At 69.8% G+C, this 20975-nt stretch carries 25 protein-coding genes and 1 riboswitch; of the genes, 10 read left to right on the top strand and 15 right to left on the bottom strand.

Annotated elements, in window-relative coordinates:
- The 4 genes from O3Q52_RS24700 to O3Q52_RS24685 form a co-directional block, all read right to left on the bottom strand.
- Positions 1–1118 (bottom strand): FAD-binding oxidoreductase (locus O3Q52_RS24700; protein WP_269650942.1); only part of this gene is annotated, 1118 nt, incomplete at its 3' end.
- Positions 1115–1909, bottom strand: coding sequence for an amino acid ABC transporter ATP-binding protein (locus O3Q52_RS24695; RefSeq protein WP_269650941.1), 795 nt, complete (start codon positions 1907–1909; stop codon positions 1115–1117). The genes O3Q52_RS24700 and O3Q52_RS24695, both read right to left, overlap by 4 nt.
- Positions 1906–2673 (bottom strand): amino acid ABC transporter permease, encoded by a 768-nt coding sequence (locus tag O3Q52_RS24690; RefSeq protein WP_269650940.1) that lies wholly within the window; start codon positions 2671–2673, stop codon positions 1906–1908. Before O3Q52_RS24690 ends, O3Q52_RS24695 begins: the two co-directional genes overlap by 4 nt.
- 14 nt (positions 2674–2687) lie before the next feature.
- On the bottom strand, positions 2688–3581 hold the full coding sequence (locus O3Q52_RS24685; RefSeq protein ID WP_269650939.1) for an ABC transporter substrate-binding protein: 894 nt from the start codon (positions 3579–3581) through the stop codon (positions 2688–2690).
- 317 nt (positions 3582–3898) lie between these two features.
- On the opposite strand from O3Q52_RS24685, the gene O3Q52_RS24680 reads away from it, so the two are divergent.
- The 3 genes from O3Q52_RS24680 to O3Q52_RS24670 all read left to right on the top strand — a co-directional run bounded on the left by O3Q52_RS24680 (position 3899) and on the right by O3Q52_RS24670 (position 7107).
- Positions 3899–5107 carry a sugar diacid recognition domain-containing protein gene (locus O3Q52_RS24680; protein ID WP_269650938.1) on the top strand — a complete coding sequence of 403 codons (1209 nt, stop codon included), beginning with the start codon at positions 3899–3901 and terminating at the stop codon, positions 5105–5107.
- Positions 5108–5262: 155 nt separating this feature from the next.
- Complete coding sequence (locus O3Q52_RS24675; protein WP_269650937.1) at positions 5263–5991, top strand: 1-acyl-sn-glycerol-3-phosphate acyltransferase; 729 nt, start codon at positions 5263–5265, stop codon at positions 5989–5991.
- A gap of 102 nt (positions 5992–6093) precedes the next feature.
- Positions 6094–7107 (top strand): NAD(P)-dependent oxidoreductase, encoded by a 1014-nt coding sequence (locus O3Q52_RS24670; protein WP_269650943.1) that lies wholly within the window; start codon positions 6094–6096, stop codon positions 7105–7107.
- 65 nt (positions 7108–7172) lie between these two features.
- Here O3Q52_RS24670 and O3Q52_RS24665 read toward each other — a convergent pair whose 3' ends face one another.
- The 8 genes from O3Q52_RS24665 to O3Q52_RS24630 all read right to left on the bottom strand — a co-directional run bounded on the left by O3Q52_RS24665 (position 7173) and on the right by O3Q52_RS24630 (position 14531).
- The gene (locus tag O3Q52_RS24665) at positions 7173–8759 is read right to left on the bottom strand and encodes an alpha/beta hydrolase (RefSeq protein ID WP_269650936.1); all 1587 of its coding nucleotides are present in this window, start codon (positions 8757–8759) and stop codon (positions 7173–7175) included.
- Positions 8760–8904: 145 nt separating this feature from the next.
- Positions 8905–9678: an urease accessory protein UreD gene (locus O3Q52_RS24660; RefSeq protein WP_269650935.1), complete on the bottom strand. Its 774-nt coding sequence runs from the start codon at positions 9676–9678 to the stop codon at positions 8905–8907.
- On the bottom strand, positions 9675–10352 hold the full coding sequence (gene ureG / locus O3Q52_RS24655) for an urease accessory protein UreG (protein WP_269650934.1): 678 nt from the start codon (positions 10350–10352) through the stop codon (positions 9675–9677). The genes O3Q52_RS24660 and ureG overlap by 4 nt, the downstream gene beginning before the upstream one ends.
- Before the next feature lie 151 nt (positions 10353–10503).
- Positions 10504–11178 (bottom strand): urease accessory protein UreF, encoded by a 675-nt coding sequence (locus O3Q52_RS24650; RefSeq protein ID WP_269650933.1) that lies wholly within the window; start codon positions 11176–11178, stop codon positions 10504–10506.
- Positions 11179–11278: 100 nt separating this feature from the next.
- The gene (locus O3Q52_RS24645) at positions 11279–13000 is read right to left on the bottom strand and encodes an urease subunit alpha (RefSeq protein WP_269650932.1); all 1722 of its coding nucleotides are present in this window, start codon (positions 12998–13000) and stop codon (positions 11279–11281) included.
- Positions 12993–13304: an urease subunit beta gene (locus O3Q52_RS24640; protein ID WP_143642976.1), complete on the bottom strand. Its 312-nt coding sequence runs from the start codon at positions 13302–13304 to the stop codon at positions 12993–12995. The genes O3Q52_RS24645 and O3Q52_RS24640 overlap by 8 nt, the downstream gene beginning before the upstream one ends.
- A 16-nt stretch (positions 13305–13320) precedes the next feature.
- Complete coding sequence (locus tag O3Q52_RS24635) at positions 13321–13623, bottom strand: urease subunit gamma (protein ID WP_055614092.1); 303 nt, start codon at positions 13621–13623, stop codon at positions 13321–13323.
- A gap of 272 nt (positions 13624–13895) precedes the next feature.
- Complete coding sequence (locus tag O3Q52_RS24630; protein ID WP_269650931.1) at positions 13896–14531, bottom strand: TetR/AcrR family transcriptional regulator; 636 nt, start codon at positions 14529–14531, stop codon at positions 13896–13898.
- A gap of 154 nt (positions 14532–14685) precedes the next feature.
- Here O3Q52_RS24630 and O3Q52_RS24625 point away from each other — a divergent pair, with 154 nt between their 5' ends.
- Positions 14686–15762, top strand: a complete 1077-nt coding sequence (locus O3Q52_RS24625) for an ABC transporter permease (protein WP_269650930.1) — start codon at positions 14686–14688, stop codon at positions 15760–15762.
- Between the two features lie 225 nt (positions 15763–15987).
- Here the strand turns inward: O3Q52_RS24625 and O3Q52_RS24620 are convergent, their stop codons facing one another.
- The gene (locus tag O3Q52_RS24620; RefSeq protein ID WP_269650929.1) at positions 15988–16278 is read right to left on the bottom strand and encodes a type II toxin-antitoxin system Phd/YefM family antitoxin; all 291 of its coding nucleotides are present in this window, start codon (positions 16276–16278) and stop codon (positions 15988–15990) included.
- A gap of 69 nt (positions 16279–16347) precedes the next feature.
- On the opposite strand from O3Q52_RS24620, the gene O3Q52_RS24615 reads away from it, so the two are divergent.
- The 4 genes from O3Q52_RS24615 (at position 16348) to O3Q52_RS24600 (ending at position 18902) form a co-directional block, all read left to right on the top strand.
- Positions 16348–16983 carry an ATP-dependent Clp protease proteolytic subunit gene (locus O3Q52_RS24615; protein ID WP_269650928.1) on the top strand — a complete coding sequence of 212 codons (636 nt, stop codon included), beginning with the start codon at positions 16348–16350 and terminating at the stop codon, positions 16981–16983.
- Positions 16984–16990: 7 nt separating this feature from the next.
- Complete coding sequence (locus O3Q52_RS24610) at positions 16991–17299, top strand: hypothetical protein (RefSeq protein ID WP_269650927.1); 309 nt, start codon at positions 16991–16993, stop codon at positions 17297–17299.
- Positions 17300–17637: 338 nt separating this feature from the next.
- Positions 17638–17849, top strand: a riboswitch (cyclic di-AMP (ydaO/yuaA leader).
- Between the two features lie 3 nt (positions 17850–17852).
- Entirely contained in the window at positions 17853–18326 is a 474-nt protein-coding gene (locus O3Q52_RS24605; RefSeq protein ID WP_143643028.1) for a C40 family peptidase, read from the top strand.
- A 90-nt stretch (positions 18327–18416) separates the two neighbouring features.
- Complete coding sequence (locus tag O3Q52_RS24600) at positions 18417–18902, top strand: DUF6328 family protein (protein ID WP_269650926.1); 486 nt, start codon at positions 18417–18419, stop codon at positions 18900–18902.
- Between the two features lie 34 nt (positions 18903–18936).
- Here O3Q52_RS24600 and O3Q52_RS24595 read toward each other — a convergent pair whose 3' ends face one another.
- The gene (locus tag O3Q52_RS24595) at positions 18937–19380 is read right to left on the bottom strand and encodes an ATP-binding protein (RefSeq protein WP_269650925.1); all 444 of its coding nucleotides are present in this window, start codon (positions 19378–19380) and stop codon (positions 18937–18939) included.
- A 263-nt stretch (positions 19381–19643) separates the two neighbouring features.
- On the opposite strand from O3Q52_RS24595, the gene O3Q52_RS24590 reads away from it, so the two are divergent.
- Both O3Q52_RS24590 and O3Q52_RS24585 read left to right on the top strand, forming a co-directional pair.
- Positions 19644–20501 carry a helix-turn-helix transcriptional regulator gene (locus tag O3Q52_RS24590; RefSeq protein ID WP_269650924.1) on the top strand — a complete coding sequence of 286 codons (858 nt, stop codon included), beginning with the start codon at positions 19644–19646 and terminating at the stop codon, positions 20499–20501.
- A 9-nt stretch (positions 20502–20510) separates the two neighbouring features.
- Entirely contained in the window at positions 20511–20738 is a 228-nt protein-coding gene (locus tag O3Q52_RS24585) for a DUF397 domain-containing protein (protein WP_269650923.1), read from the top strand.
- Here the strand turns inward: O3Q52_RS24585 and O3Q52_RS24580 are convergent.
- The coding region (locus O3Q52_RS24580; protein ID WP_269650922.1) for an aminotransferase class I/II-fold pyridoxal phosphate-dependent enzyme at positions 20719–20975 on the bottom strand (257 nt) is incomplete at its 5' end. The genes O3Q52_RS24585 and O3Q52_RS24580 overlap by 20 nt on opposite strands.

The following is a 20975-nucleotide window of genomic DNA, read 5'->3' as shown; positions in this document are numbered from 1 at the left end:
GGCCGCCCACCCACCCAGGGATCCCGGATCAGGCTGACGAGGTCGTCCGGATCGTCGAACCAGCGCCCCAGATAGTGCCGACTCGCAAGCGCGACAGCCACGATGCGACGCCAGTCGAGGCGGTTGTTGTTCCCGCTCAACTCCATCGTGCCGCCGATCCGCGTCGTACCCCCGATGGGCGACGCGACAGCCCTGCGCTCGCCGAAGTACAGCGTGTGCCGGGGCGCCGGATCCAGGTCCACCGAGAAGCTGTAACCCTTGCCCGCCTGGAGGGGCAACGGACTCCCCAGGGCACGCAGCAGACCCGGCGAACGCATCCCGGCGGCGACCACGACGGCCGAACAGGGAATCTCGCCCTGGGCGGTGCGCAGCGCGGTGACCCGCCCACCCGTGGACCGGAACCCGGTGGCCTCCGCGTTCTCATGGACCTTCACGCCCAGGGTCGCCAATGCCTCCCCGAGCGCCCGGGCGAACGCCTCGGGGTCGACCACGCCCTCCCCCTCGACGAGATAGGCCGCCCGCACCCGGGACGACAGCGCGTCGTCCAGCAGCCGCGCCTCGGGACCCGTGGTCACGTCGTCGGGCATCGGATAGCGGCCGTCCGCCATCTCCCGCTGGACCGCGAGATGGTGCCGGGCCTCGGTAGCCGACAGGAAGGCGTGCACCATGCCGGGCCGGGTCAGCGTCGTGTCGACCCCGGCCTCGCGCAGGCCGTCGAAGAGGTCGAACGTGTCCTGGTTGAGCTCGGCGATCGCCGCGTAGCCGCGCCGGAAGGCGGCCGGTGTGCTGCTGCGCCAGAACCGCCACAGCCACCGTACGAACGCCGGGTCCGGCAGCGGCCGCAGATAGAGCGGTGAGTCGGGCCGCCCCAGCGAACGCAGCGCGTAGCGCACGACACCCGGAGCGGGCACCGGCGTCGAATGGCTGAGACAGACCCAGCCTGCGTTGCCCCGGGACACGCCGGAGCCGAGGCCGCGCCGCTCGACGACCTCCACGGGGACACCGGCCACGGCCAGGTAGTACGCCGTGCAGAGTCCGACGACACCTCCTCCGACGACCACGACGGGGTGGTCGCCGACCGGTCCCGTCGTACCTGCCGCAGTGGACGCAGCGGTCATGACGCGGTTCCGTACGAGGCGAGGAACTCCCGGGTACGGGCCTGGGCGGGGCTGTCGAGGACGTCCTCGGGCCTGCCCTCCTCCACGATCCGGCCGCCGTCGACGAAGACGACGTGGTCGGCCACCTCGCGGGCGAAGGGGAGTTCGTGGGTGACCAGCAGCATGGTCATCCCGTCCGCGGCGAGTTCGCGCATCACGCTCAGGACCTCCCGGGTTGCCTCCGGGTCCAGGGAGGACGTGGGTTCGTCGAAGAGGAGCACCTCGGGCTTGAGCGCGAGGGCCCGGGCGATGGCGACGCGCTGCTGCTCGCCGCCGGAGAGCTGGTCGGGGTGGGCGAGGGCGCGGTGGGCGACCTTGACCCGGCGCAGCAGGGCGACGGCCCGTTCCAGCGCCTCCTGTTCGGGGATGCCCGCCTTGCGCTGGGCGAGGACGACGTTCTCGACGGCCGTGAGGTGCGGGAACAGGTGGAACCGCTGGAAGACCATGCCGACGGTGCGGCGCAGCCGGGCCAGGTCGCGGCAGACCGTACGGCCGCCCTGGTGCACGACCTCCCCGGCGACCTCGACCGTGCCCTTGTCGGGCCGTTCGAGGAGGTTGACGCAGCGCATCAGGGTCGTCTTGCCGCCGCCGCTCTGGCCGATGACGCTCACGATGCGGCCCCGGCCGACCTCCAGGTGGACGTCGTCGAGCACGAGGCGCCCGTCGAAGGACTTGCTCAGCCCGTCGATCCGTACGACCGCCTCGGGGGCCACAGGCGTGGAGGTCTTGGTGGTGGTGACGGGCTCGGTCATACCGTCGCCTCCTTCCGGTCGGCGTCCACGACGAGGTCGCTCGCGAGCAGGGCGCGGGCCGCCCGCATCCGGCGCCGGCGCCACGGGGACAGCGGAACGCCGGCCCGTACCTTCCGCTCCAGCAGCAGGAGGAGCTGGGAGAGCGGGTAGCAGAGGGCGAAGTAGATGGCCGAGATGACCAGGTAGACCTCCAGTGCCCGGAAGGTGGCCGAGGTGATGAGCCGTCCCTCGGACATCAGCTCGGCGGCGGAGACGGTGACGAGCAGCGAGGTGGACTTCAGCAGGTCGACCAGCATGGTGTTGGTGCCGGGCAGCGCCTGCCTCAGCGCCTGTGGCAGGACGATGTGGCTGAAGATGCCGGTCCTGCCGAGCCCGAGCGCCTCGCCCGCCTCGGTCTGTCCGGCGTGTACGCCGCTGATCGCGGAGCGGAAGATCTCGGACAGGTAGGCGGCGTAGAAGACGACGAGGCTCAGACAGCCGGCCGTGAACACGTCCAGCCGGAGCCCGGCGGAGGCCAGGCCGAAGTAGGTCAGGAAGATGATGGCCAGCAACGGGACGTTCTTGAAGACCTCGGTGTAGACGGCGGCGACGGCCCGCGCGGGCCACGCCTTGCTGAGCCGCAGCAGTGCCACCGCGAGACCGAGGGCGACCGCGCCGACGAAGCTCACCGCCGTGTAGGAGACGGTGCGCCAGAGCGCGTCGAGGAGGTCGGGCCGGTATTCGGACCAGGGGACCTGGAAGAGGCCGGAGGCGATGTCGTTCATGGATGTTCCTCCCCTCACTGCGCGATGGACGGGGGCGTCCAGTCCTGGGGCCGGTCCACTCCCCGGCGCGCGGTGGCGACGTCGGCGGAGGGCTTGAGGAACTGCTCGGGGTCGCCGCCGTACTTCTTGACGAGCTTCTCCAGCTCGCCGTTCTCGTACATCGCGTCGATCTGCGCGGAGATGGCCTTCTCCAGCTTGGTGGCCTTCTTGGGCAGGTAGAAGCCGGTCTGGTACGGCTGGAAGTACTCGTACGCCGGCTTCGCCTTGACCTGCGCAGCAGTTGGCGGCGTCATGTACTGGGTGTCGATCTTCAGCTCCGGGCGTTCCTTCTGCGCCGCGATGATGATCAGCGGGTCGAGGAAGCCGACGTCCACGCGGCCCGCTCCGAGGTCGTCGAACACGCCGTTGGCGTCGGGGTAGGCGTGCAGTTCGGCGCCGGGCACGGCCTGGATGGACTTGACCCAGACGTACCCCTCGACCGTCCCGAGCTGCAGGCTCTTCAGGTCGTCGACCGTCTTGTACGTCCTGCCGGACCGTACGGCCATCGCCGGGGGCGAGTAGTAGGGCGGGTCGGTGAACAGGCCCTGTTTCTGCCGGTCGGCGGACCAGGCGACGCCGCCGATGGTGATGTCCACGCGGCGGGACTGCACCCCGGCGAGCATGCCCGCGAAGTCCGTCACCTGGGGCTTGACCTCAAGACCGAGCTTCTTGGCCGCGTAGGCGAGGATGTCGCCGTCCAGGCCGACGATCCTGTCGCCCTGGACGCTGGTGTAGGGCGCGTACGGCTGGACGGCGACCTTGATCACGCCTGGCGTGATCGTGCCCAGGGCGGCGGTCTTCGCGGACACGTTCTTCGGTTCGTCGTCGCCGTCCGAACCACAGCCGGCGACCGCCGGTATCAGGAGCATCGCTGACAGAACAGCGACAAGTGAGCGCACACGGATCATCGGCTTGGGCCTTCCGTAACGGCACGGGTATCGGCAGTGAAGGGGCCCGCCGTTCACCGCGCTGTGCCCCCGGCGGGGATGTGATGGGCTCATACGCTAGGGACAGGCCGGTCGTGCGTCACCGTTCACTTCGTACGAACTTGCGGCCGAAATCGCGCGGTCTGCTGTACGGTGCGTCCACTTCGGCACCTCGGATCCATCGCCGATCCACCACCGACCAACAGCCGATCCCGCCCCCGGTCCGTCTCCGATCCGTCCCCTCGACGGGAGGAAAACCCGTGCTGAGTCCGTCGCTCGCCCAGGAGATCGCCGGGGACACCTCCGCGGTCATCGGCTTCAACGTGCTGATCACCGACGCGGACGGGATGGTCATCGGCAGCGGTGACACCCACCGGGTCGGCACGTTCCACGAGGCGTCCGTCGAGGTGATCCGTACACAGGAACCGGCCACCCACAACGCGTCGCAGGCCCATCAGCTCCAGGGCGTACGCCCGGGTGTCACGCTGCCGCTGGTCACCGACGGGCAGGCGGTGGGGACGGTCGGGATCACCGGTACTCCCGCCCAGGTGCGCCGCTTCGGCCTGCTGGTGAAGCGGCAGACGGAGATCCTGCTCCGGGAGTCGGTGATGCTCCGCTCCCGGCTGCTCGCCGAACGGGCGGCCGAGAAGCTCCTCGCCGACCTCGCCTCGTACGACCCGCAGGTGGTGGAGGGCGACTTCCTCGTCTTCCGGGCCGCCGAGCTGGGCTTCGACCTGCGGCTGCGGCGGGTCGCGGTGGCGTTCGAGGTGACCGTGCCGGACACGGGTGGCCGTCGGCACGGCACGCCGACGCGGGACATGGCGCTGGTCCGCTCGGAGCTGCTCCGCACGGTCCGCGAGGTGTTCGCCGACCCGCAGGACATCATCGCCACGACGGCCCCCGGCTGGATCGGCGTACTGCACCGGCTCCAACCGGACCAGCCCGGGGACGCCCTGTCCGTCGGCTGCCGGCGCGTCACCGACCTGATCGCCGCGCAGGGCGGTCTCACGGCCCGCGCGGGGATCGGCGAACCGGCCGGCACGGTCGGCGCCCTGCACGACTCGTACCAGGACGCGTGCGACGCGCTGCGCCTCGGCGCCCGGCTGGCGGGCCGTGCCCCTGTCCATCTGATCACCGATCTGCGGGTCCACCAGGTCCTGGCCGCGGTCGGCCAGCCCGCGCGCAACCGTCTGCTCGCCCTGACCGCGACGGACCTGCGCGCCCAGCCGGACTGGCCGGTGCTCCGCGACACGATCACCGCGTGGTGCGAGAACGGCTTCAACCTCGTACGGGCGTCCGCGGCCCTGCACGTCCACCGCAACACCGTGGTCTACCGCATGAACAAGATCGAGCAGATCACCGGCCGGCCCCTGCGGGAGCACCGGACCACCATGGCGCTGTATCTCGCCTGCCTGGCCGACCAGTTGGGCAGCGGCGACGCGTCAGGATCGAGCCAGGTACTGCCCTGACGGGTGGTCCGGAAGAGGGCAGCGGGGCAGCATGAGTGCGTTCGGAGACGGTTACGGGGAACCGCCTCTGCACATACACTGGCGTCCCGCAGCACACCTGTTGACCAGCCAGAACGCGGCGGTTGAGCCGATCCTGTGAAGTGAGGGGCGACCCCTTGTTCTATTACGTTCTCAAGTACGTGATTCTGGGACCGCTGTTGCGGCTGACCTTCCGCCCCAGGATCGAGGGTCTGGAGCACGTACCGGCGACAGGTGCGGCCATCGTCGCAGGCAATCACCTGTCGTTCTCGGACCACTTCCTGATGCCCGCGATCCTCAAGCGGCGCATCACGTTCCTCGCCAAGGCCGAGTACTTCACCGGCCCGGGCGTCAGAGGCCGGCTGACGGCGGCCTTCTTCCGCAGCGCCGGGCAGATCCCGGTGGACCGCTCCGGCAAGGACGCGGGCCAGGCGGCCATCCGCGAGGGCCTCGGGGTACTGAGCAAGGACGAGCTGCTCGGAATCTACCCGGAGGGCACCCGCTCGCACGACGGCCGCCTCTACAAGGGCAAGGTCGGCGTCGCGGTGATGGCGCTCAAGGCCGGGGTCCCGGTCATCCCGTGCGCGATGATCGGCACCTTCGAGGCCCAGCCCCCGGGCCGGAAGATCCCGAGGATCCACCCCGTGGCGATCCGCTTCGGCAAGCCCCTCGACTTCTCCCGCTACGCCGGCATGGAGAACGAGAAGGCGATTCTGCGCGCCATCACCGACGAGATCATGTACGCGATCCTCACCCTCTCCGAGCAGGAGTACGTCGACCGGTACGCGGCCGTCGTCAAGGCGGAGGAGGCCGCCGAGAAGGCGGCCCAGGCGAAGCGCAAGTTCCCCCGTATGCCGCTGAGGTGACCGTCACCGGCCCGGCATCCGCCGGGCCGCGACGATCTGCCCACAGCTAATGCAATGGGATCCCGGCGGCCGGGGCCCTACGGTCGCCCCATGGGACGAGCTGTGGTGATCGGAGCGACGGGGCAGATCGGGCGGGTGGCCGTGGGGGCGCTCGCCAAGGACGGCTGGGAGGTGACTGCCGTCTCACGGGGCGGCGGACGGGACGAGTCCTGGCCCGACGGGGTACGGACGGCACGGGCAGACCGCGCGGACGACTCCGCCCTGGCCGCCGCGGTCGGCGACGGCTGCGACGTACTGGTGGACATGGTGGCCTACGGGCCGGAGCACGCACGGCAGTTGACGAATCTGGCCGGTCGCGTCGGATCGGCCGTGGTGGTCTCAAGCCTGTCGGTGTACGAGGACGACAAGGGCCGCAACTTCGATACGCAGGAGCAGCCCGACGGCTTCCCGGAGTATCCGGTGCCCCTGTCGGAGGAGCAGCGGACCATCGCGCCGGGCGAAGCCTCCTACAGCACTCGCAAGGCCGGTCTGGAGCGTGAACTCCTCGCCGCCACCGAAGAGTTGCCGACCACGCTGTTGCGCGCGGGAGCGATCCACGGGCCGCACTGCCGTACCCCGCGCGAGCTGTACTTCGTCAAGCGCAACCTGGACGGCCGGCGTCGGCGCGTACTCGCGTACGGCGGGGAGAGCCGGTTCCATCCGGCGAGCGTCCACAACATCGCGGAGCTGGCCCGCCTGGCCGCGCGGAAGCCCGGCGCCCGGGTGCTGAACGCCGTCGATCCCGACGCGCCCACAGTGGCGGAGATCGCCGCCGCCATCGACGCGGTGATGCGTGTCGAGTCCGAGAGCGTCCTGGTCGACGGACCCGCGCCCGCCGAGACCGTGGGCGACACCCCGTGGTCCGTTCCACACCCGGTGGTCTGCGACATGGCCGCCGCCGAAAGGGAGTTGGGGTACCGGGCCGTGGTGCGGTACGCGGAGACGCTGCCGGACACGGTCGCCTGGATCGAGCGTCAACTGGCGGGCCGGGACTGGCGGGAGGCGTACCCGAAGATGTTCCAGAACTACGGCGACCTCTTCGACTACGCGGCGGAGGACGCCTGGCTGCGGGCATGAACGAGGGGCGGCCGGAATCCCGGCCGCCCCTCATCCGCGTACTGCAACTGCAACTGCTGCTGTCGCTACGGCTTGGGCGTGGCGTGCGGGGTGCACGTCACGTCGGCCGAGTCGACCTTGCCGGTGAGCAGGTAGGTGTCCACCCGCTCGTTGATGCAGGGGTTGGTCAGACCGGTCACGCCGTGCGAGCCCGCGTCCTTCTCGGTGATCAGGCGGGAGCCCTTGAACCGCTTGTGCAGCTCGACGCCACCCTCGTACGGAGTGGCGGCGTCACGCGTGGCCTGCACGATCAGGACGGGCGGCAGACCCTTGCCGGACTTCACGTTGACCGGGGTCTGCTGCTTGGCGGGCCAGGTCGCGCACGGCAGGTTCAGCCAGGCGTTGGCCCACGTCATGAACGGGTAGTTCTTGTGCAGCTCGGTGTTGTCGCGGTCCCACTTCTTCCAGCTGGTGGGCCACTTGGCGTCGGTGCACTCGACGGCCGTGTAGACGGCGTTGCCGTTCTCCGAGGCGATGTTGCCCGCGGTGTCCGACGGGTCGGGGGCCGCGGCGTCGACAAGTGCCTGGGTGTCACCGGCGACGTACTTGCTGAAGACGGTCGCGACCGGCACCCACGACGAGTCGTAGTACGGGGCGCTCTGGAAGAAGCCGATGAGCTCGGCCGGGCCGACGACCCCGCCGATGGGGTTCTTCTTGGCGGTGGCACGCAGCTTCAGCCACTGCTCCTGGACCTTGGCCCGGGTGTCGCCGAGGTGGAAGGCCGCGTCGTTCTTGGCGACCCAGTCCTGCCAGTCCTTCCAGCGCATCTCGAAGGCGACGTCCTGGTCGAGGTTGGCCTCGTACCAGATCTTCTCGCGCGACGGGTTGACGACACTGTCCGCGATCATGCGGCGGACGTGGGTCGGGTACATCGTGCCGTAGACGGCGGCGATGTACGTGCCGTACGAGACGCCCAGGAAGTTGAGCTTCTTCTCGCCGAGCGCGGCCCGGATGGCATCCAGGTCACGGACGGTGTTGGGGGTCGTCATCTGCGGCAGCATGTCGCCGCTGCGCTCGGCGCAGCCGTCCGCGTACTCGGCGGCGAGCTTGCGCTGGGCGCGCTTGTCGGTCTCGGAGTCCGGCACCGGGTCCATCTTCGGCGCCTTCACGAACTCCTGCGGGTCGATGCAGGAGATGGGCGCCGAGTGGCCGACGCCGCGCGGGTCGAAGCCCACGAAGTCGTACGCCTTGGACGCCTTCACCCACAGCGGGTTCTTGGTGGTGACCCGGAGCGGGAAACGCAGTCCGGAGCCGCCGGGGCCGCCCGGGTTGTAGACGAGTGCGCCCTGGCGCTCCGCCTTCGTACCCGTGTTGCCGATGCGGTCCACGGCGAGCTTGATCTTCTTGCCGTTGGGCTTCGCGTAGTCGAGCGGCACGGTCACCCAGCCGCACTGGACGGGCTTCGCGATTCCCCAGTCGGCCGGACAGTCCGTCCAGTCGATGCCTGCCTTGGCCGCGCGAGCGGCGGCGATCGCGGCGCCGCGCGTCTGGCTGTCCTGGCCGTGGCGGCTCTCCGCGCTGGCCGTCGGGGCCGCGACGGCGCCGGCTATCAGCGTCGCTGTGACGAGCGCTCCGGCCGAGCCGAACGCCGTCGCCCTTCTCAAACCCCTCAAGTGAGTCCTCCCCCTACTGTCTACTGTCGTTGTGGTCAGTAGGGGGATCCTTCCGGCTGTGAGGTCCCTGAGAACAGGGGTGAAGTGGCTTCTTTGCCAATCCGATAACCGGAACATCACTGCCCGTTGAGCGGTGCGGTTTGTTTCAGGCGAGTGCGCCGAGCGCCTCGTCGAGGATGCGCCGCAGACGCAGCGCGTCGGGCGCGAGCGCGGTCACGAGAGCTCCGGGACCGGCGAGCGGGGTGAGCACGGCGTACTCCCCCAGCAACCGCGCCTCGACCGGATTCCGGCCGAACTCCGGTCGTACGACGATGAGTTGCCCGAGCGCGCGATGCCCGGCGAGCACGGCGGGACCGTCCCATCCGCCCGGCGCCCCGGGCCCGCAGGAGAGCTCCTGGTCGAGCAGCGGACGCCCGTCGAGCCGCACGGTGAGCCGACTGGCAAGCCGCCCGGGCTCCTCGTTGGCCCGCCCGAGCACCTGCTCCTCGCGCAGCACCAGCCGCGCACCGGCCGCAAGGTCCACACCGGTGCTGACGCACAACTCGCTGCCGTTGGCGGAGATCAACTGCTCGGGCAGCCAGCGCAGTTCACCTTCTTCGGCCACCGTGAGCCGTACGTCGTAGCGCGCCTCGCCCTTGGCCTGCCCAGGCAGCGCGATGGTGGCGGCGGCCGACCCGACATGCAGCCGTGCACCGTCGCCGACCTCTGCCTCGACGGTGAAGTGGTCGCCGCCCAGGGGCCCGCTCATCGCGCCGACCAGCATGACGCGCGCCTCGGAACCACTCGCCCGCGTGCGACGCAGGGCGAGCGGCCCCTGCCCCTCCAGCGTGGGCAGGGCAGTACCGCCCCGCCCGTCGGCCCGTGCCCCGATCCGCGCGAGGGCACGCACCCCGGCCACGCCTGCGTCTCCGGCCGTCATGCCGTCCACGCGGCGAGCTGCACCCGCACCCAGGCGGCGACGTCCTTCACCCCGTCCTCGGCCCGCAACGACTGGAACACCACCGGCAGTTCGGCCCGCTGCGCCTTGGCGTCGGCGGCCATCCGCCCCAGGTCGGAGCCGACGTACGGAGCGAGGTCGGTCTTGTTGACGACGAGCAGGTCCGCGGTGGTGACCCCAGGCCCACCCTTACGCGGAATGTCGTCCCCGCCCGCGACGTCGATCACAAAGATCTGAGCGTCGACAAGCCCTCGACTGAAGGTCGCAGTGAGGTTGTCGCCCCCGGACTCGACAAGAACGAGATCCAGGGGCCCGACCTCATCCTCCAGATCCTCGACGGCTTCGAGATTCGCGGAGATGTCGTCCCGGATCGCCGTGTGCGGACAGGCCCCGGTCTCCACAGCCGTGATCCGCTCCGGCGGCAACACGGCCTCCCGCAACAGGAACTCGGCGTCCTCACGCGTATAGATGTCATTGGTGACAACCGCCAACGACAGCTCGTCCCGCAGAACCCGGCAGAGCGCCGCCACGGTGGCCGTCTTCCCGGACCCGACGGGCCCCCCGAGCCCGATCCGCAGGGCCCGCCGCCGCCCGTCGGGCCGGTGGGCGTCGGCGCTCACGGCGGAGGCACCATCGTGGGAGTGGTCAAGATGCATGGATACGGCTCCACTTCTTCAACTGGCTCGGGCACATCTCAGCCCGTCCGGCGTTTGAGGACGAGGCCGTTCAGGCCGATGGCGGGGGCCTGGGGGCGCAGCCCCAGAAAGGGACGGGAATGGGTAGGGGCGGCAGGGGCGAGGAAAACCCCTACGAGGCAAACAACCGCACGGCCCAAGCAGCATGCACCTCCGCACTGATCTCCAGCACCGGCGCGGAAGCCGCAGGCAGCACCCCGACCCCGCCCTCCAACGCACTCAGCGCCGCCGCACTCGCCTGTTCCGCCACCAGATCGAGCTCGGGCGCCAGCCGAGCCAACACCCCGGTCGCATCGAACGGATCAAGACTCAGCAACCGCACCGTCGCACTCGCCGGCCCACTGACACTCTCGTACAGAGCGCAGTACGCGGCATCCTCCGCCCCGAGCCCCGCCGCCCGGGCAGCCAGCCCGAGAACGACCGGCTGATGGGCGCCCTTGGGGAACTCCCGGGCCAGCGCGTCGAGTTCGGCGGACGGCCACGTCGCCCGAGCGGCCCGCATCAACTGCCGCCCGAGCTTCCGGGCGGCGACCCGCAGGGCGAGGGAGGGCGTACGCGCGTCCGCGGCACCGTCCAGTTCCACGGGATCGAGCCCGAGGGCGGCGGCCGCGGCGAGCGAGGCGGACACCAGCCCCGCCGTGTGCAACCGCCCCCGGCAGAACTCCTCCAGACTCCCCGCTCCGGTGATCCGCCCGGCCTTGACCGCCGCCTCGGCCCCACCGGAGTGGGCATGCCCCCCGGCGGGAAACCGACCGTCGGCCAGCACAAGCAACGCAGCACGCGACATGACGGGCCTCAGAACGCAGATTCGGAGTCGGAAAGCCGGAACAGCAAACCAGAACAGCAAACCAGAACAGGAAGTCAGAACAGGAAGTCAGAACAGGAAGTCAGAACAGGAAGTACCGCTGAGCCATGGGCAGTTCGGCGGCCGGAGTGGCCTCCACCAGCTCCCCGTCGATCGTGACGGCGAAGCTGTCGGGATCGACCTGCACCCGCGGCCGCGCGTCGTTCTCCCGCATGTCCGCCTTGGTCACCCCACGCGTCGACTCGATCGACACGAACCGCTTGCCGAGCCCGAGCCGCTCGGGCAGCCCGTCCTCGATCGCGATCGGCGCCACGAAGTTGAAGGAGTTGGAGGCGGGCGCCCGCCCGATCGCCCCGAACATCGGCCGGGGCAGAATCGGCTGCGGCGTGGGAATGGACGCGTTGGCGTCGCCCATCTGCGCGTACGCGATCTGGCCGCCCTTGACGACGAGATGCGGCTTGACGCCGAAGAACGCGGGCTCCCACAGCACGAGGTCGGCGAGCTTCCCGGTCTCGACTGAGCCGACCTCGCGGGCGAGCCCCTGGGCGAGGGCCGGGTTGATTGTGTACTTGGCGACATAGCGACGTACACGGTGATTGTCCGCACGTCCGTCCCCGGGCAGCGCACCCCTCCGCCGCTTCATGACGTGGGCCGTCTGCCAGGTGCGCATGATGACCTCGCCCACACGCCCCATGGCCTGTGCGTCGGAGGAGATGATCGAGATCGCGCCGAGGTCGTGCAGGATGTCCTCGGCCCCGATGGTGGTGGGCCGGATCCGGGACTCGGCGAAGGCGAGGTCCTCGGGCACGGCCGCGTTGAGGTGGTGGCAGACCATCAGCATGTCGAGGTGTTCCTCGGCGGTGTTGACGGTGTAGGGCCGGGTCGGGTTGGTCGAGCTGGGGAGCACGTGCCCCTCGGAGACCACGGTCATGATGTCCGGCGCGTGCCCGCCGCCGGCACCCTCCGTGTGGTACGCGTGGATGGTGCGCCCCGCGATCGCGGCGAGCGTGTCGGCCACGACCCCGGCCTCGTTGAGGGTGTCCGTGTGGATGGCGATCTGCGCGCCGGTCCGGTCCGCCACCGTGAGCGCCGCGTCGATGACGGCGGGCGTGGAGCCCCAGTCCTCGTGCAGCTTGAGGCCGAGCGCCCCGCCGCGCAGCTGGGAGAGCATCGCCTCCTCGGAGACGGTGTTGCCCTTGCCGAGGAGCCCGAAGTTGAGCGGGTACTCCTCCATCGCCTCCAGCATCCGGGCCAGGTGCCAGGGGCCGGGCGTGACGGTGGTCGCCTTGGAACCCTCGGCCGGACCGGTGCCGCCGCCGATGAGCGTCGTGATCCCGGATGCCAGCGCCTCGTCGGCGATCTGCGGACAGATCAGGTGCACATGGGCGTCGATCGCCCCCGCGGTCAGGATCCGCCCGTTCCCCGCGATGATCTCGGTCTCCGGGCCGATCACCAGGTCCGGGTGCACCCCGTCCATGGTGTCCGGGTTGCCCGCCTTGCCGATTCCGGTGATCCGGCCATCGCGGATGCCGACGTCGGCCTTGATGATCCCCCAGTGGTCGATGATCACCGCACCCGTGATGACGGTGTCCGGGGTGCCGTCTGCGCGCGTAGCACGCGACTGGCCCATGGACTCGCGGATGACCTTGCCGCCGCCGAACACGGCCTCGTCACCGGCGCGTCCGGGACCGCCGGAACGATCCTCCTCGATCTCGACGAGCAGATCGGTGTCGGCGAGCCGGATGCGGTCGCCGGTGGTGGGGCCGAACAGGTCGGCGTACGCGGCACGCGAGATCTCAGGCATCGAGGGCACCTCCGGTCTCGCCGCGCAGGCCGGGCACGACACGGGCGCCGGTGAGCGGGACGAGTTCCACGTCGACGGGGATCCCGGGCTCGAAGCGCACGGCCGTGCCTGCGGCGACGTTGAGCCGCTTGCCGCGCGCGGCGGCGCGGTCGAAGTCCAGACCGGGGTTGGCCTCGGCGAAGTGGTAGTGGGAGCCGACCTGGACGGGCCGGTCGGCGGCGTTGAGGACGGTGAGCCGGGTGACTTCGAGGCCTTCGTTGAAGGCGACGGGTCCGTCGGCGAACAGGATCTCTCCGGGAATCATGGCTGCCGCTCCCCCGTCAGACGATCGGGTCGTGGACGGTGACGAGCTTGGTGCCGTCCGGGAAGGTGGCCTCCACCTGGACGTCGTGGATCATCTCGGGGATGCCCTCCATGACGTCCTCGCGGGTGAGGATCTTGCGCCCGGAAGCCATGAGTTCGGCCACGGTGCGGCCGTCCCGGGCCCCTTCGAGGATGTGCGAGGTGATCAGGGCGACGGCCTCGGGGTGGTTGAGCTTCAGTCCCCGGGCCCGGCGCTTCTCGGCCACATCGGCGGCCACATGGATGAGCAGCCTCTCCTGCTCGTGCGGCGTCAGTTGCACGGCGTCCACCTCACAGTCCTCGCTCCGGACCGTGCGGGGTCCGGTTGCCGCAGCCACCACGAAGGATTCGGATGCAGTACGCGACTGCGGTACGCGGCCGGAATGCGCGACTCTGCGCGTCCCGGGCTGCGAAAACCCCTGGTGACGTGGTGGTGCAGGCTAGTTGCGCGGGATTTCAGGGACGTTAACCGCCGCGCGGGGATTCGCACGAGGATCACGGAGAACGAGCCGACCGGATCGTCGGCTGTGCCGCGCGCTCGGACCGGTCGGCGTCAGCGCGGCGGCTCCATGCTCATCAACCCCCGCAGACCGTCCTGGATCACCTCGACGGGCGCCGAGCCGAAGAGCGCCTGCTGGGCGGCGAACCCCTGGGCGGTGGCGATCATCGTCCTGGCGACGTGGTCGGCGGGAATGTCCGCGCGCATCAACCCGGCCTCCTGATAGCCCTCGACGACCTTCACCCAGGCCGCGCGCACGGTGACGAAGCCCGTACGCAGCACCTGTGACAGCTCGCTGTCACGGAGCGTCTCCGTCCAGACCTGGATCATCAGCCGCGGGAACGACGCCTCCCCGTCCCACGCCAGCCCGTGTTTCGACTCGCCGCCCCCGAGGCCGAGCACCTGGGTCATGACCCGGCCCACGAGTACGTCCGGCGGCGGGGGCGGAGTCTGCCGGGCGGCTTCTTCGAAGGCCTCGCGAATACCTCCGAGGACCTCGGTGACGATGGCCGCGATCAGCTCGTCCTTGCCGCTGAAGTAGCGGTAGACCGCGCCCGCCGAGAGGTCCACCTCCTTCAGCACGTCCTGCATCGACGTGGCATGGAACCCGTTACGGGCGAAGCAGCGGGCCGCGCCGTCGAGGATCTGGCGGCGGCGGGCGTCGAGGTGTGCCTGGGATACGCGAGCCATGACCGAAACCTAAAACGAACATTCCTTCTTGACAAGTCGCGGCACCCGCAGGACAGTGACGGAGCAAGCAAAACGAACGATCCTTCTTTTTAGCGGGACGCTCGCCCACATCCACACATCAAGCACCCACGACCACACGCCGAGGGAAGAGACCATGTCCGCCGAATCCGCTACGCACACCGGGACCGCGCCGCCACACTCACCGCAGTCGTCACAGCCGTCACGGTCGCCGCAACAGCCGGCCCCGTCGTCGCACGGCCGCCATGTCGTCGCAGTCGTCGTACTGGTGCCCGTGCTGGTGGCGCTCGCCCTGTGGGCCTTCGCGTGGCCCGCGGCCCGTACCGCGCCGCGCGATCTTCCGCTCGGCGTGGCGGGCCCGGCGACAGCGGCCGCCCAGGTCGAGAAGCAGCTCACAGAACACGAGGGCGCCTTCGAGATCCACCGCTACGCCGACGAGGCCGCCGCCCGGGACGCCATCGAGGACCGGACCGTATACGGCGCGGTGGTCGTCACCGAGCAGGGGCCGAAGCTGCTGACGGCCTCGGCCGCGAGCCCGTTCGTGGCCCAGCTGCTCCAGCAGTCGGTGACCCGGCAGGCCGGCGGCGCCCAGGTGCGGACCGTCGACGTCGTACCGGCCGCCGAGGACGACCCGCGCGGCTCGGCCCTGACGTCGAGCGTGCTGCCCCTGACACTGGCGGGCATCGCCGCGGGAGCCGTCGTGACCCTGCTCGGGCTGCGCGGGCGGCGCGCGATCACCGCCCTGGTCGGTGCGTCCGCACTCGTCGGCCTGGTGGCGGCAGCGCTCGCCGGCAGCTGGCTCGGCGCACTCACCGGGAACTGGTGGGCCCAGGCGGCCGCCCTGGGCCTGGCCACGCTGGCGGTCGGCGCCGCCGTCGCGGGCCTTGCGGCCCTGCTGGGCGCTCCGGGCATCGCACTGGGCGGGCTCGTCGTGATGCTGCTCGGCAACCCGTTCTCCGGCGCCGCCACGGCACCCGAGATGCTGCCCGACCCGGTCGGGACGATCGGCCAGTGGCTGCCGCCGGGCGCCGGAGTCTCACTGCTCCGCTCGATCTCGTTCTTCGACGGAGCCGCCGCGTCCGGCCCCGCCCTCACCCTGACCTGGTGGGCCGCACTGGGAGTCGGCGCAGTCCTCCTCGGCAGCGCGCTGAAGCGCCGCAGGGAGACCAACGAGCCGGCTCCCGCAGTGCGTGAGCCCACCCCGGCGAACTGACCCCCACAAACCGACCGTGCACCCCTGAAGTAGCGGACAGGGGTGCACGGTCATACGTGTTTAGCGGTCATACGCGTTCAAGGGGCACACGATCTTGTGCGATTGCCTGCTGAGCCTTGCGAGCACACCTCAGCCCAACCCACCCAGGGGCGCGGGGAACTGCGCGACAAGCCCCCGCCCACCCGCACCCGGCACACAAGCGCAACCACCCACCCCACAAGCCGCCTAAGACGCCCCCGACCCCCGATGCTCCGCCGCAATCCCGAACCGCTGCCGTTCGCGAGGAGCGGAACCCACCTCCCGAACACTCGACACCGCACTGACCACCGGCGACTCCACGCCCGCCTCGATCGCCGCGTCGAGTTTCTCCAGTCGCTCCAGGTCAGCCGCGGACACGAGAGCGACAAGCGGCTTCCCGTGCCGCGTCACGACGACGCGCTCACCGCCGTACACCACCCGGTTGATCAGGTCGGCGAGCTCAGCCCTGGCTTGCGTCACCGGAATCTCGTAGGCCATGCTCCCCATCATAACGTCATGTACGTCCTGTACATTTTTTACAGAACCTCTCCCGGAGGAGCGTGTGTCATGACCCGACCGTCCGCCCGCCATGTCCTGCCCGAGTTCACCGAACGCACCAGTTCGGGGAGCCGGACCATGGATCCGTACTCGAAGCTGCTGGAGGAGCGGATCGTGTTCCTCGGGACGCCGATCGACGACGTCTCGGCGAACGACGTGATGGCGCAGTTCATGCACCTCGAGTACCAGGCGCCCGACAGGGACATCTCGCTCTACATCAATTCCCCCGGCGGCTCGTTCAGTGCGATGACGGCCGTCTACGACACGATGCAGTTCGTCAGCTGTGAGGTGGAGACCATCTGCCTGGGACAGGCGGCGTCGGCCGCGGCTGTGCTGCTCGCGGCCGGCACACCGGGGAAGCGGTACGCGCTGCCGGGCGCCCGCGTGCTGATCCACCAGCCGTCGTTCTCCGAGCCCGTCCAGGGACAGGCGTCCGACCTGGCCATTCAGGCCGACGAGTTGATGCGTACCCGTGAGCAGCTGGAGGAGAGGCTCGCCCGTCATTCGGGCCAGAGCCGGGAGCGGATCGGTGCGGACATCGAGCGGGACAAGATCCTGGACGCGCAGGCGGCGCTGGACTACGGACTGGTCGACCGGATCGTCGCGAGCCGGAAGTCCACCCAGAGCGCACGCGGCGCGAGGTGAGCGGCCGATGCTCCCACCCGAGTTGCCGCCGCTGCCGGCCCTGACCCGCGCCGAGGGCGAGCTGATCGACCGTTACCTCGAAGTGGTGGACCTGCTCGGCCGGATCAACCCGGCCCACTCCGGGGACACCTACCGGGGGCTGCGGGCCGCCCAGGCCCTGGTCGGCAAGGCTGCCGCGCTGCGTGACGCGCTGGCCCTGATGCACCAACGCGGCGAGCACGAGGTGCACGCGCCGACCCTGGCGCGGGCGCTGCGCGTCCTCGACGGTGAGCGCCGAGCGGGCCGGATCGCGCTACCGCCGCGCTCCGACAGCTGACGTACCGCCACGGACCCGGCGTCACGCAGGCATCTGACGGGACGTCCGGGTCAGGGTTCAAACGGACCGAAAGGCGTACCACCGAACAGCGTAGCCAGAGCTGCTTTTACAGGCCCGTGGGAGTTGCGCAACACGCGTGGCCTCCGTACGGAATCAGACGTTCCGGTGCTGGTACGAGGGTCGTCGACCCCCTCGACACCCTCCCGTGGGAAAGGCTGTCCACCCGAACGGGTGAGTGGTGAGTAAGCCCACAAAACGCCGATTCCGCTCGGCTTTTGGGACATCCGTGCGTCAAGATCCCTTCCGACGACAAGCCCCCGCCACAAGCGGCGGGGCGATCCGGGCGGACGCCGAGTCCTGCCGCCGCCCGGATGACCGGTCGACAGAAGTGGATCGGCAGGAGTGGAGGACCCAGGCACGACGGGTCGCCGGAACGGTCACGCCATGACCGGGCCGAGCAGCCCTTGGGGTGAAGCCGCGTCAGCGGCCGGGCAACTTCGCCAGCCCGAATCCGACAGGTCATCCTTCACAGGCGGCTGACGAAGGGTTGCGCATGACTGCGCTCAATCGTGTCCCGTCGCTGTTCAGCAGGGCCGGTACCGCATCGGCTCTCACCATCGCCGCTGTCGGCGGCGGCATCGTGGCCCCCGGATTCACGTCCGGCGCGGAAGCGGCCACACCCGCGACGAAGGCACTCCAGGTAGCGGCCTCCAAGAAGGGCTCCCCGTACAAGTACGGGGCCGTGGGGCCCAAGCGCTTCGACTGCTCCGGCCTCACGCTCTACTCGTTCAAGAAGGCGGGCAAGTCCCTGCCGCGTACGGCCGCCGCGCAGTACAACAAGACGAACCATGTCTCCGCTTCGAACCGCAAGCAGGGAGACCTGGTCTTCTTCCACTCGGGCCGGAACGTCTACCACGTCGGCATCTACGCCGGGAAGGGACGGATCTGGCACTCCCCGAAAACCGGGGAAGTCGTGAAGCTCCAGAAGATCTGGACGAAGAGCGTCTGGTACGGCCGGGTCAGGTGACCCGCCCGGGAGGTGGGCGCGGTGATCGCCGCGGCCACCTCCCGGGGCCCGGAGCGTGATATTCGCGGCTGAGTGGTTACTCCTTCACTCATGGGCGACCTTCATCACCACGAGGAACGCAACGAGACCCGGCTCGAGCGCGCCGACCGCAACTTCAACGAACTGCTCCAGGAGCTGCGGGTCACGCAGACCGGGGTGCAGATCCTGTTCGCCTTCCTGCTCACCCTCGCGTTCACCCCGCGCTTCCCCTCCCTGGACTCGTTCCAGCGCGCCACGTATGTCGTCACGCTGCTGCTCTCGGTACTGGCCGCCGCCCTCTTCACGGCCCCGGCCGCGCTGCACCGCCGGCTGTTCCAGCAGGGCGCCAAGCCGCAGGTCGTGAACGCCTCCTCGCATCTGGCCCAGATCGGGCTCGGCGTGCTCGCGCTCGCCCTCTCCGGTTCGGTCCTGCTCGTCGTGGACGTGGCGACGGGCCGGGCAGGCGGTATCGCGGCCGGCGCGACCACCCTGGTCGTCTGCGCGGGGCTGTGGGCGCTGATCCCCCATCTGATGCAGGAATCCGCCGACGAGGACTAGCGGGCCCCTTCAGGCCACCAGCGGGGCACGGCGCTCAGTCCGCTCTCACGGGCTGCACCGGTGCCGTCCAGGGCATCATGATCGAGACCGTCTTGCCGCCCTCCCTGGTGGGCCGGACCGTCAGCTTGCCGCCGCACTCGACCGTCAGCCAGCGGACGATCACCATGCCGCGGCCGTTGTCCTGCTGGACGGCGGCGGGCAAACGTTTCGGGAAGCGCGGGTGACTGTCGGTCACGCCGATGCGCAACTGTTCGTCGCGGTCGAGTTCGATGTCCACCGTGAAGGTGGGCGACTGCCCGAACGTGTGCTGTACGGCGTTGGTGGCGAGTTCCGAGACGATGAGCCGGACTGTGTCGGCCGCCTCCGTGTCGGATGGAAGTCCCCATTCGGCCAGCACGTTCATGACGTAGGTGCGGGCGGCGTAGACCGAGGCGGGATCGCTCGGCAGAGTGACGGATGCTTCCTGGTGGTCTGCCATGGCGAGGTCGTCCCTTTCCCACGGGACCGGAGTCCGACACGAAGCGGATGACTTCGAGTACGGTCCCGGACTGGTGCTTGCGCCAGAGTGCCACTACCTCGGCGTTCGCGGTGCCGATCCACCGAGATATGCATATATCTGTCGCTCGAAGCGGTGAACTCTGCGACGGCCGACCGTATTTGGGCGGGGGGCCGGTTTGTCCTCTACGGTCGGCGTGACGCCGGACGATATAGCGCCGGCGCGACGGTCGGAAGGAGACGGCCATGCAGTACGGTCCCGCTGTGCGCCGCCGGAAACTCGGCGCCGAACTGCGTGCCCTGCGTGCCCGTGCGGGCCTCAAGAGCGGCGAGGCGGCCCGGCTCGTCGGCTGGCACCAGTCGAAGGTGAGCCGGATCGAGACCGGCCGCAGCGGGGTGAAGCCGACGGACGTGGAACTGCTGCTCGACGCGTACGACGTACGGGACGCGGAACTGCGCGAGTTGCTCGTGGTACTGGCGGGCTCCGACGACAACGGCCGGCACCACTGGTGGCACGCCTACCGGGGTCTTCTGCCGTCCACCTACAGCGACTTCATCAGCCTGGAGTCACAGGCCAGCGCGATGCGCACGCTGGAGAACTCCGTCGTGCCGGGACTGCTGCAGACGCCCGAGTACGCCCGCGAGGTGACCCTGGCAGCCGTGGACGGGGCGCCGGACGACAAGGTCGACGCGCTGGTGGAGGTGCGCCTCGCCCGCCAGGACGTACTGCGTTCGAATCCACCGCTCCGACTGAGTGCGGTTCTCGACGAGGCGGCCCTACGACGGACGGTCGGCGGACCGGGTGTCATGGCACGGCAGTTGGAGCACCTCGGGGAAGCCGCGCAACTCCCTCACGTGCGGATTCAGGTGCTGCCGTTCGGAGTTGGAGCTCATGTCGGCGTGACAGGGCCCTTTGTTATTTTTTCGTTTCCGAGCACATCTGATCTGGATGTGGTTGTTCTCGACCACTTGACGAGTAGCCTCTATCTCGAACGGAAAGAAGACCTCCAGGCCTACAGCGAGGCCTTCGACTCCCTTCAGGTCCACGCCCTTTCGCCCGAGGAAACGTTGGATTTCATCGCCGGTGTAGCTCACGGCGCATAAGGAGGCACCATGCCCACCCCCCTGCCTCGGTCCCTACCTTCGAGCACCCGTCTGCACGGTGTGCGGTGGCAGCGCAGCAGCCGCAGCACGGGAATGAACAACTGCGTCGAGACGGCCCGTCCGGGATCCGGACCGTGGGCCGGACTGCTCGCGGTGCGCGACTCGAAGAACACGTCGGGACCCGCCCTGCTCTTCGCCCCCGCCGCCTGGGAGGGTTTTATCGCCGCGCTTCGATGATCAGGCGTACGGCACGGTCGAGTTGCCCGTCGGTGAGGTCCGCGCGGGCGGTGAGCCGCAGCCGTGAGATGCCGTCAGGCACCGACGGGGGACGGAAGCAGCCGACGGCGAGACCGGCCTCGCGGCAGTCCGCGGCCCAGCGCACGGCCCGCTCCGGGGACGGTGCGCGCACGGAGACGACGGCGGCGTCCGGTCGTACGGCTTCGAGGCCCTCGGCCGTCAGCCGTTCGTGCAGGG

The sequence above is a fragment of the Streptomyces sp. ActVer genome (assembly GCF_027270795.1).
In the GTDB taxonomy this organism is placed as follows: domain Bacteria; phylum Actinomycetota; class Actinomycetes; order Streptomycetales; family Streptomycetaceae; genus Streptomyces; species Streptomyces umbrinus_A.
The sequence above is the reverse complement of the archived record's forward strand: the minus strand, read 5'-3'. Positions and strand labels throughout refer to the sequence as shown.

Bases quoted from the DNA above. Each gene is read 5' to 3' on its own strand.
- O3Q52_RS24600 (WP_269650926.1), top strand. From the start codon at position 18,417: ATGGGCGACCTTCATCACCACGAGGAACGCAACGAGACCCGGCTCGAG.
- O3Q52_RS24695 (WP_269650941.1), bottom strand. From the start codon at position 1,909: ATGACCGAGCCCGTCACCACCACCAAGACCTCCACGCCTGTGGCCCCC.
- O3Q52_RS24590 (WP_269650924.1), top strand. From the start codon at position 19,644: ATGCAGTACGGTCCCGCTGTGCGCCGCCGGAAACTCGGCGCCGAACTG.
- O3Q52_RS24640 (WP_143642976.1), bottom strand. From the start codon at position 13,304: ATGATTCCCGGAGAGATCCTGTTCGCCGACGGACCCGTCGCCTTCAAC.
- O3Q52_RS24620 (WP_269650929.1), bottom strand. From the start codon at position 16,278: ATGGCCTACGAGATTCCGGTGACGCAAGCCAGGGCTGAGCTCGCCGAC.
- O3Q52_RS24615 (WP_269650928.1), top strand. From the start codon at position 16,348: ATGACCCGACCGTCCGCCCGCCATGTCCTGCCCGAGTTCACCGAACGC.
- O3Q52_RS24625 (WP_269650930.1), top strand. From the start codon at position 14,686: ATGTCCGCCGAATCCGCTACGCACACCGGGACCGCGCCGCCACACTCA.
- O3Q52_RS24630 (WP_269650931.1), bottom strand. From the start codon at position 14,531: ATGGCTCGCGTATCCCAGGCACACCTCGACGCCCGCCGCCGCCAGATC.
- O3Q52_RS24645 (WP_269650932.1), bottom strand. From the start codon at position 13,000: ATGCCTGAGATCTCGCGTGCCGCGTACGCCGACCTGTTCGGCCCCACC.
- O3Q52_RS24660 (WP_269650935.1), bottom strand. From the start codon at position 9,678: ATGACGGCCGGAGACGCAGGCGTGGCCGGGGTGCGTGCCCTCGCGCGG.
- O3Q52_RS24690 (WP_269650940.1), bottom strand. From the start codon at position 2,673: ATGAACGACATCGCCTCCGGCCTCTTCCAGGTCCCCTGGTCCGAATAC.
- ureG (WP_269650934.1), bottom strand. From the start codon at position 10,352: ATGCATCTTGACCACTCCCACGATGGTGCCTCCGCCGTGAGCGCCGAC.
- O3Q52_RS24595 (WP_269650925.1), bottom strand. From the start codon at position 19,380: ATGGCAGACCACCAGGAAGCATCCGTCACTCTGCCGAGCGATCCCGCC.
- O3Q52_RS24605 (WP_143643028.1), top strand. From the start codon at position 17,853: ATGACTGCGCTCAATCGTGTCCCGTCGCTGTTCAGCAGGGCCGGTACC.
- O3Q52_RS24585 (WP_269650923.1), top strand. From the start codon at position 20,511: ATGCCCACCCCCCTGCCTCGGTCCCTACCTTCGAGCACCCGTCTGCAC.
- O3Q52_RS24610 (WP_269650927.1), top strand. From the start codon at position 16,991: ATGCTCCCACCCGAGTTGCCGCCGCTGCCGGCCCTGACCCGCGCCGAG.
- O3Q52_RS24685 (WP_269650939.1), bottom strand. From the start codon at position 3,581: ATGCTCCTGATACCGGCGGTCGCCGGCTGTGGTTCGGACGGCGACGAC.
- O3Q52_RS24650 (WP_269650933.1), bottom strand. From the start codon at position 11,178: ATGTCGCGTGCTGCGTTGCTTGTGCTGGCCGACGGTCGGTTTCCCGCC.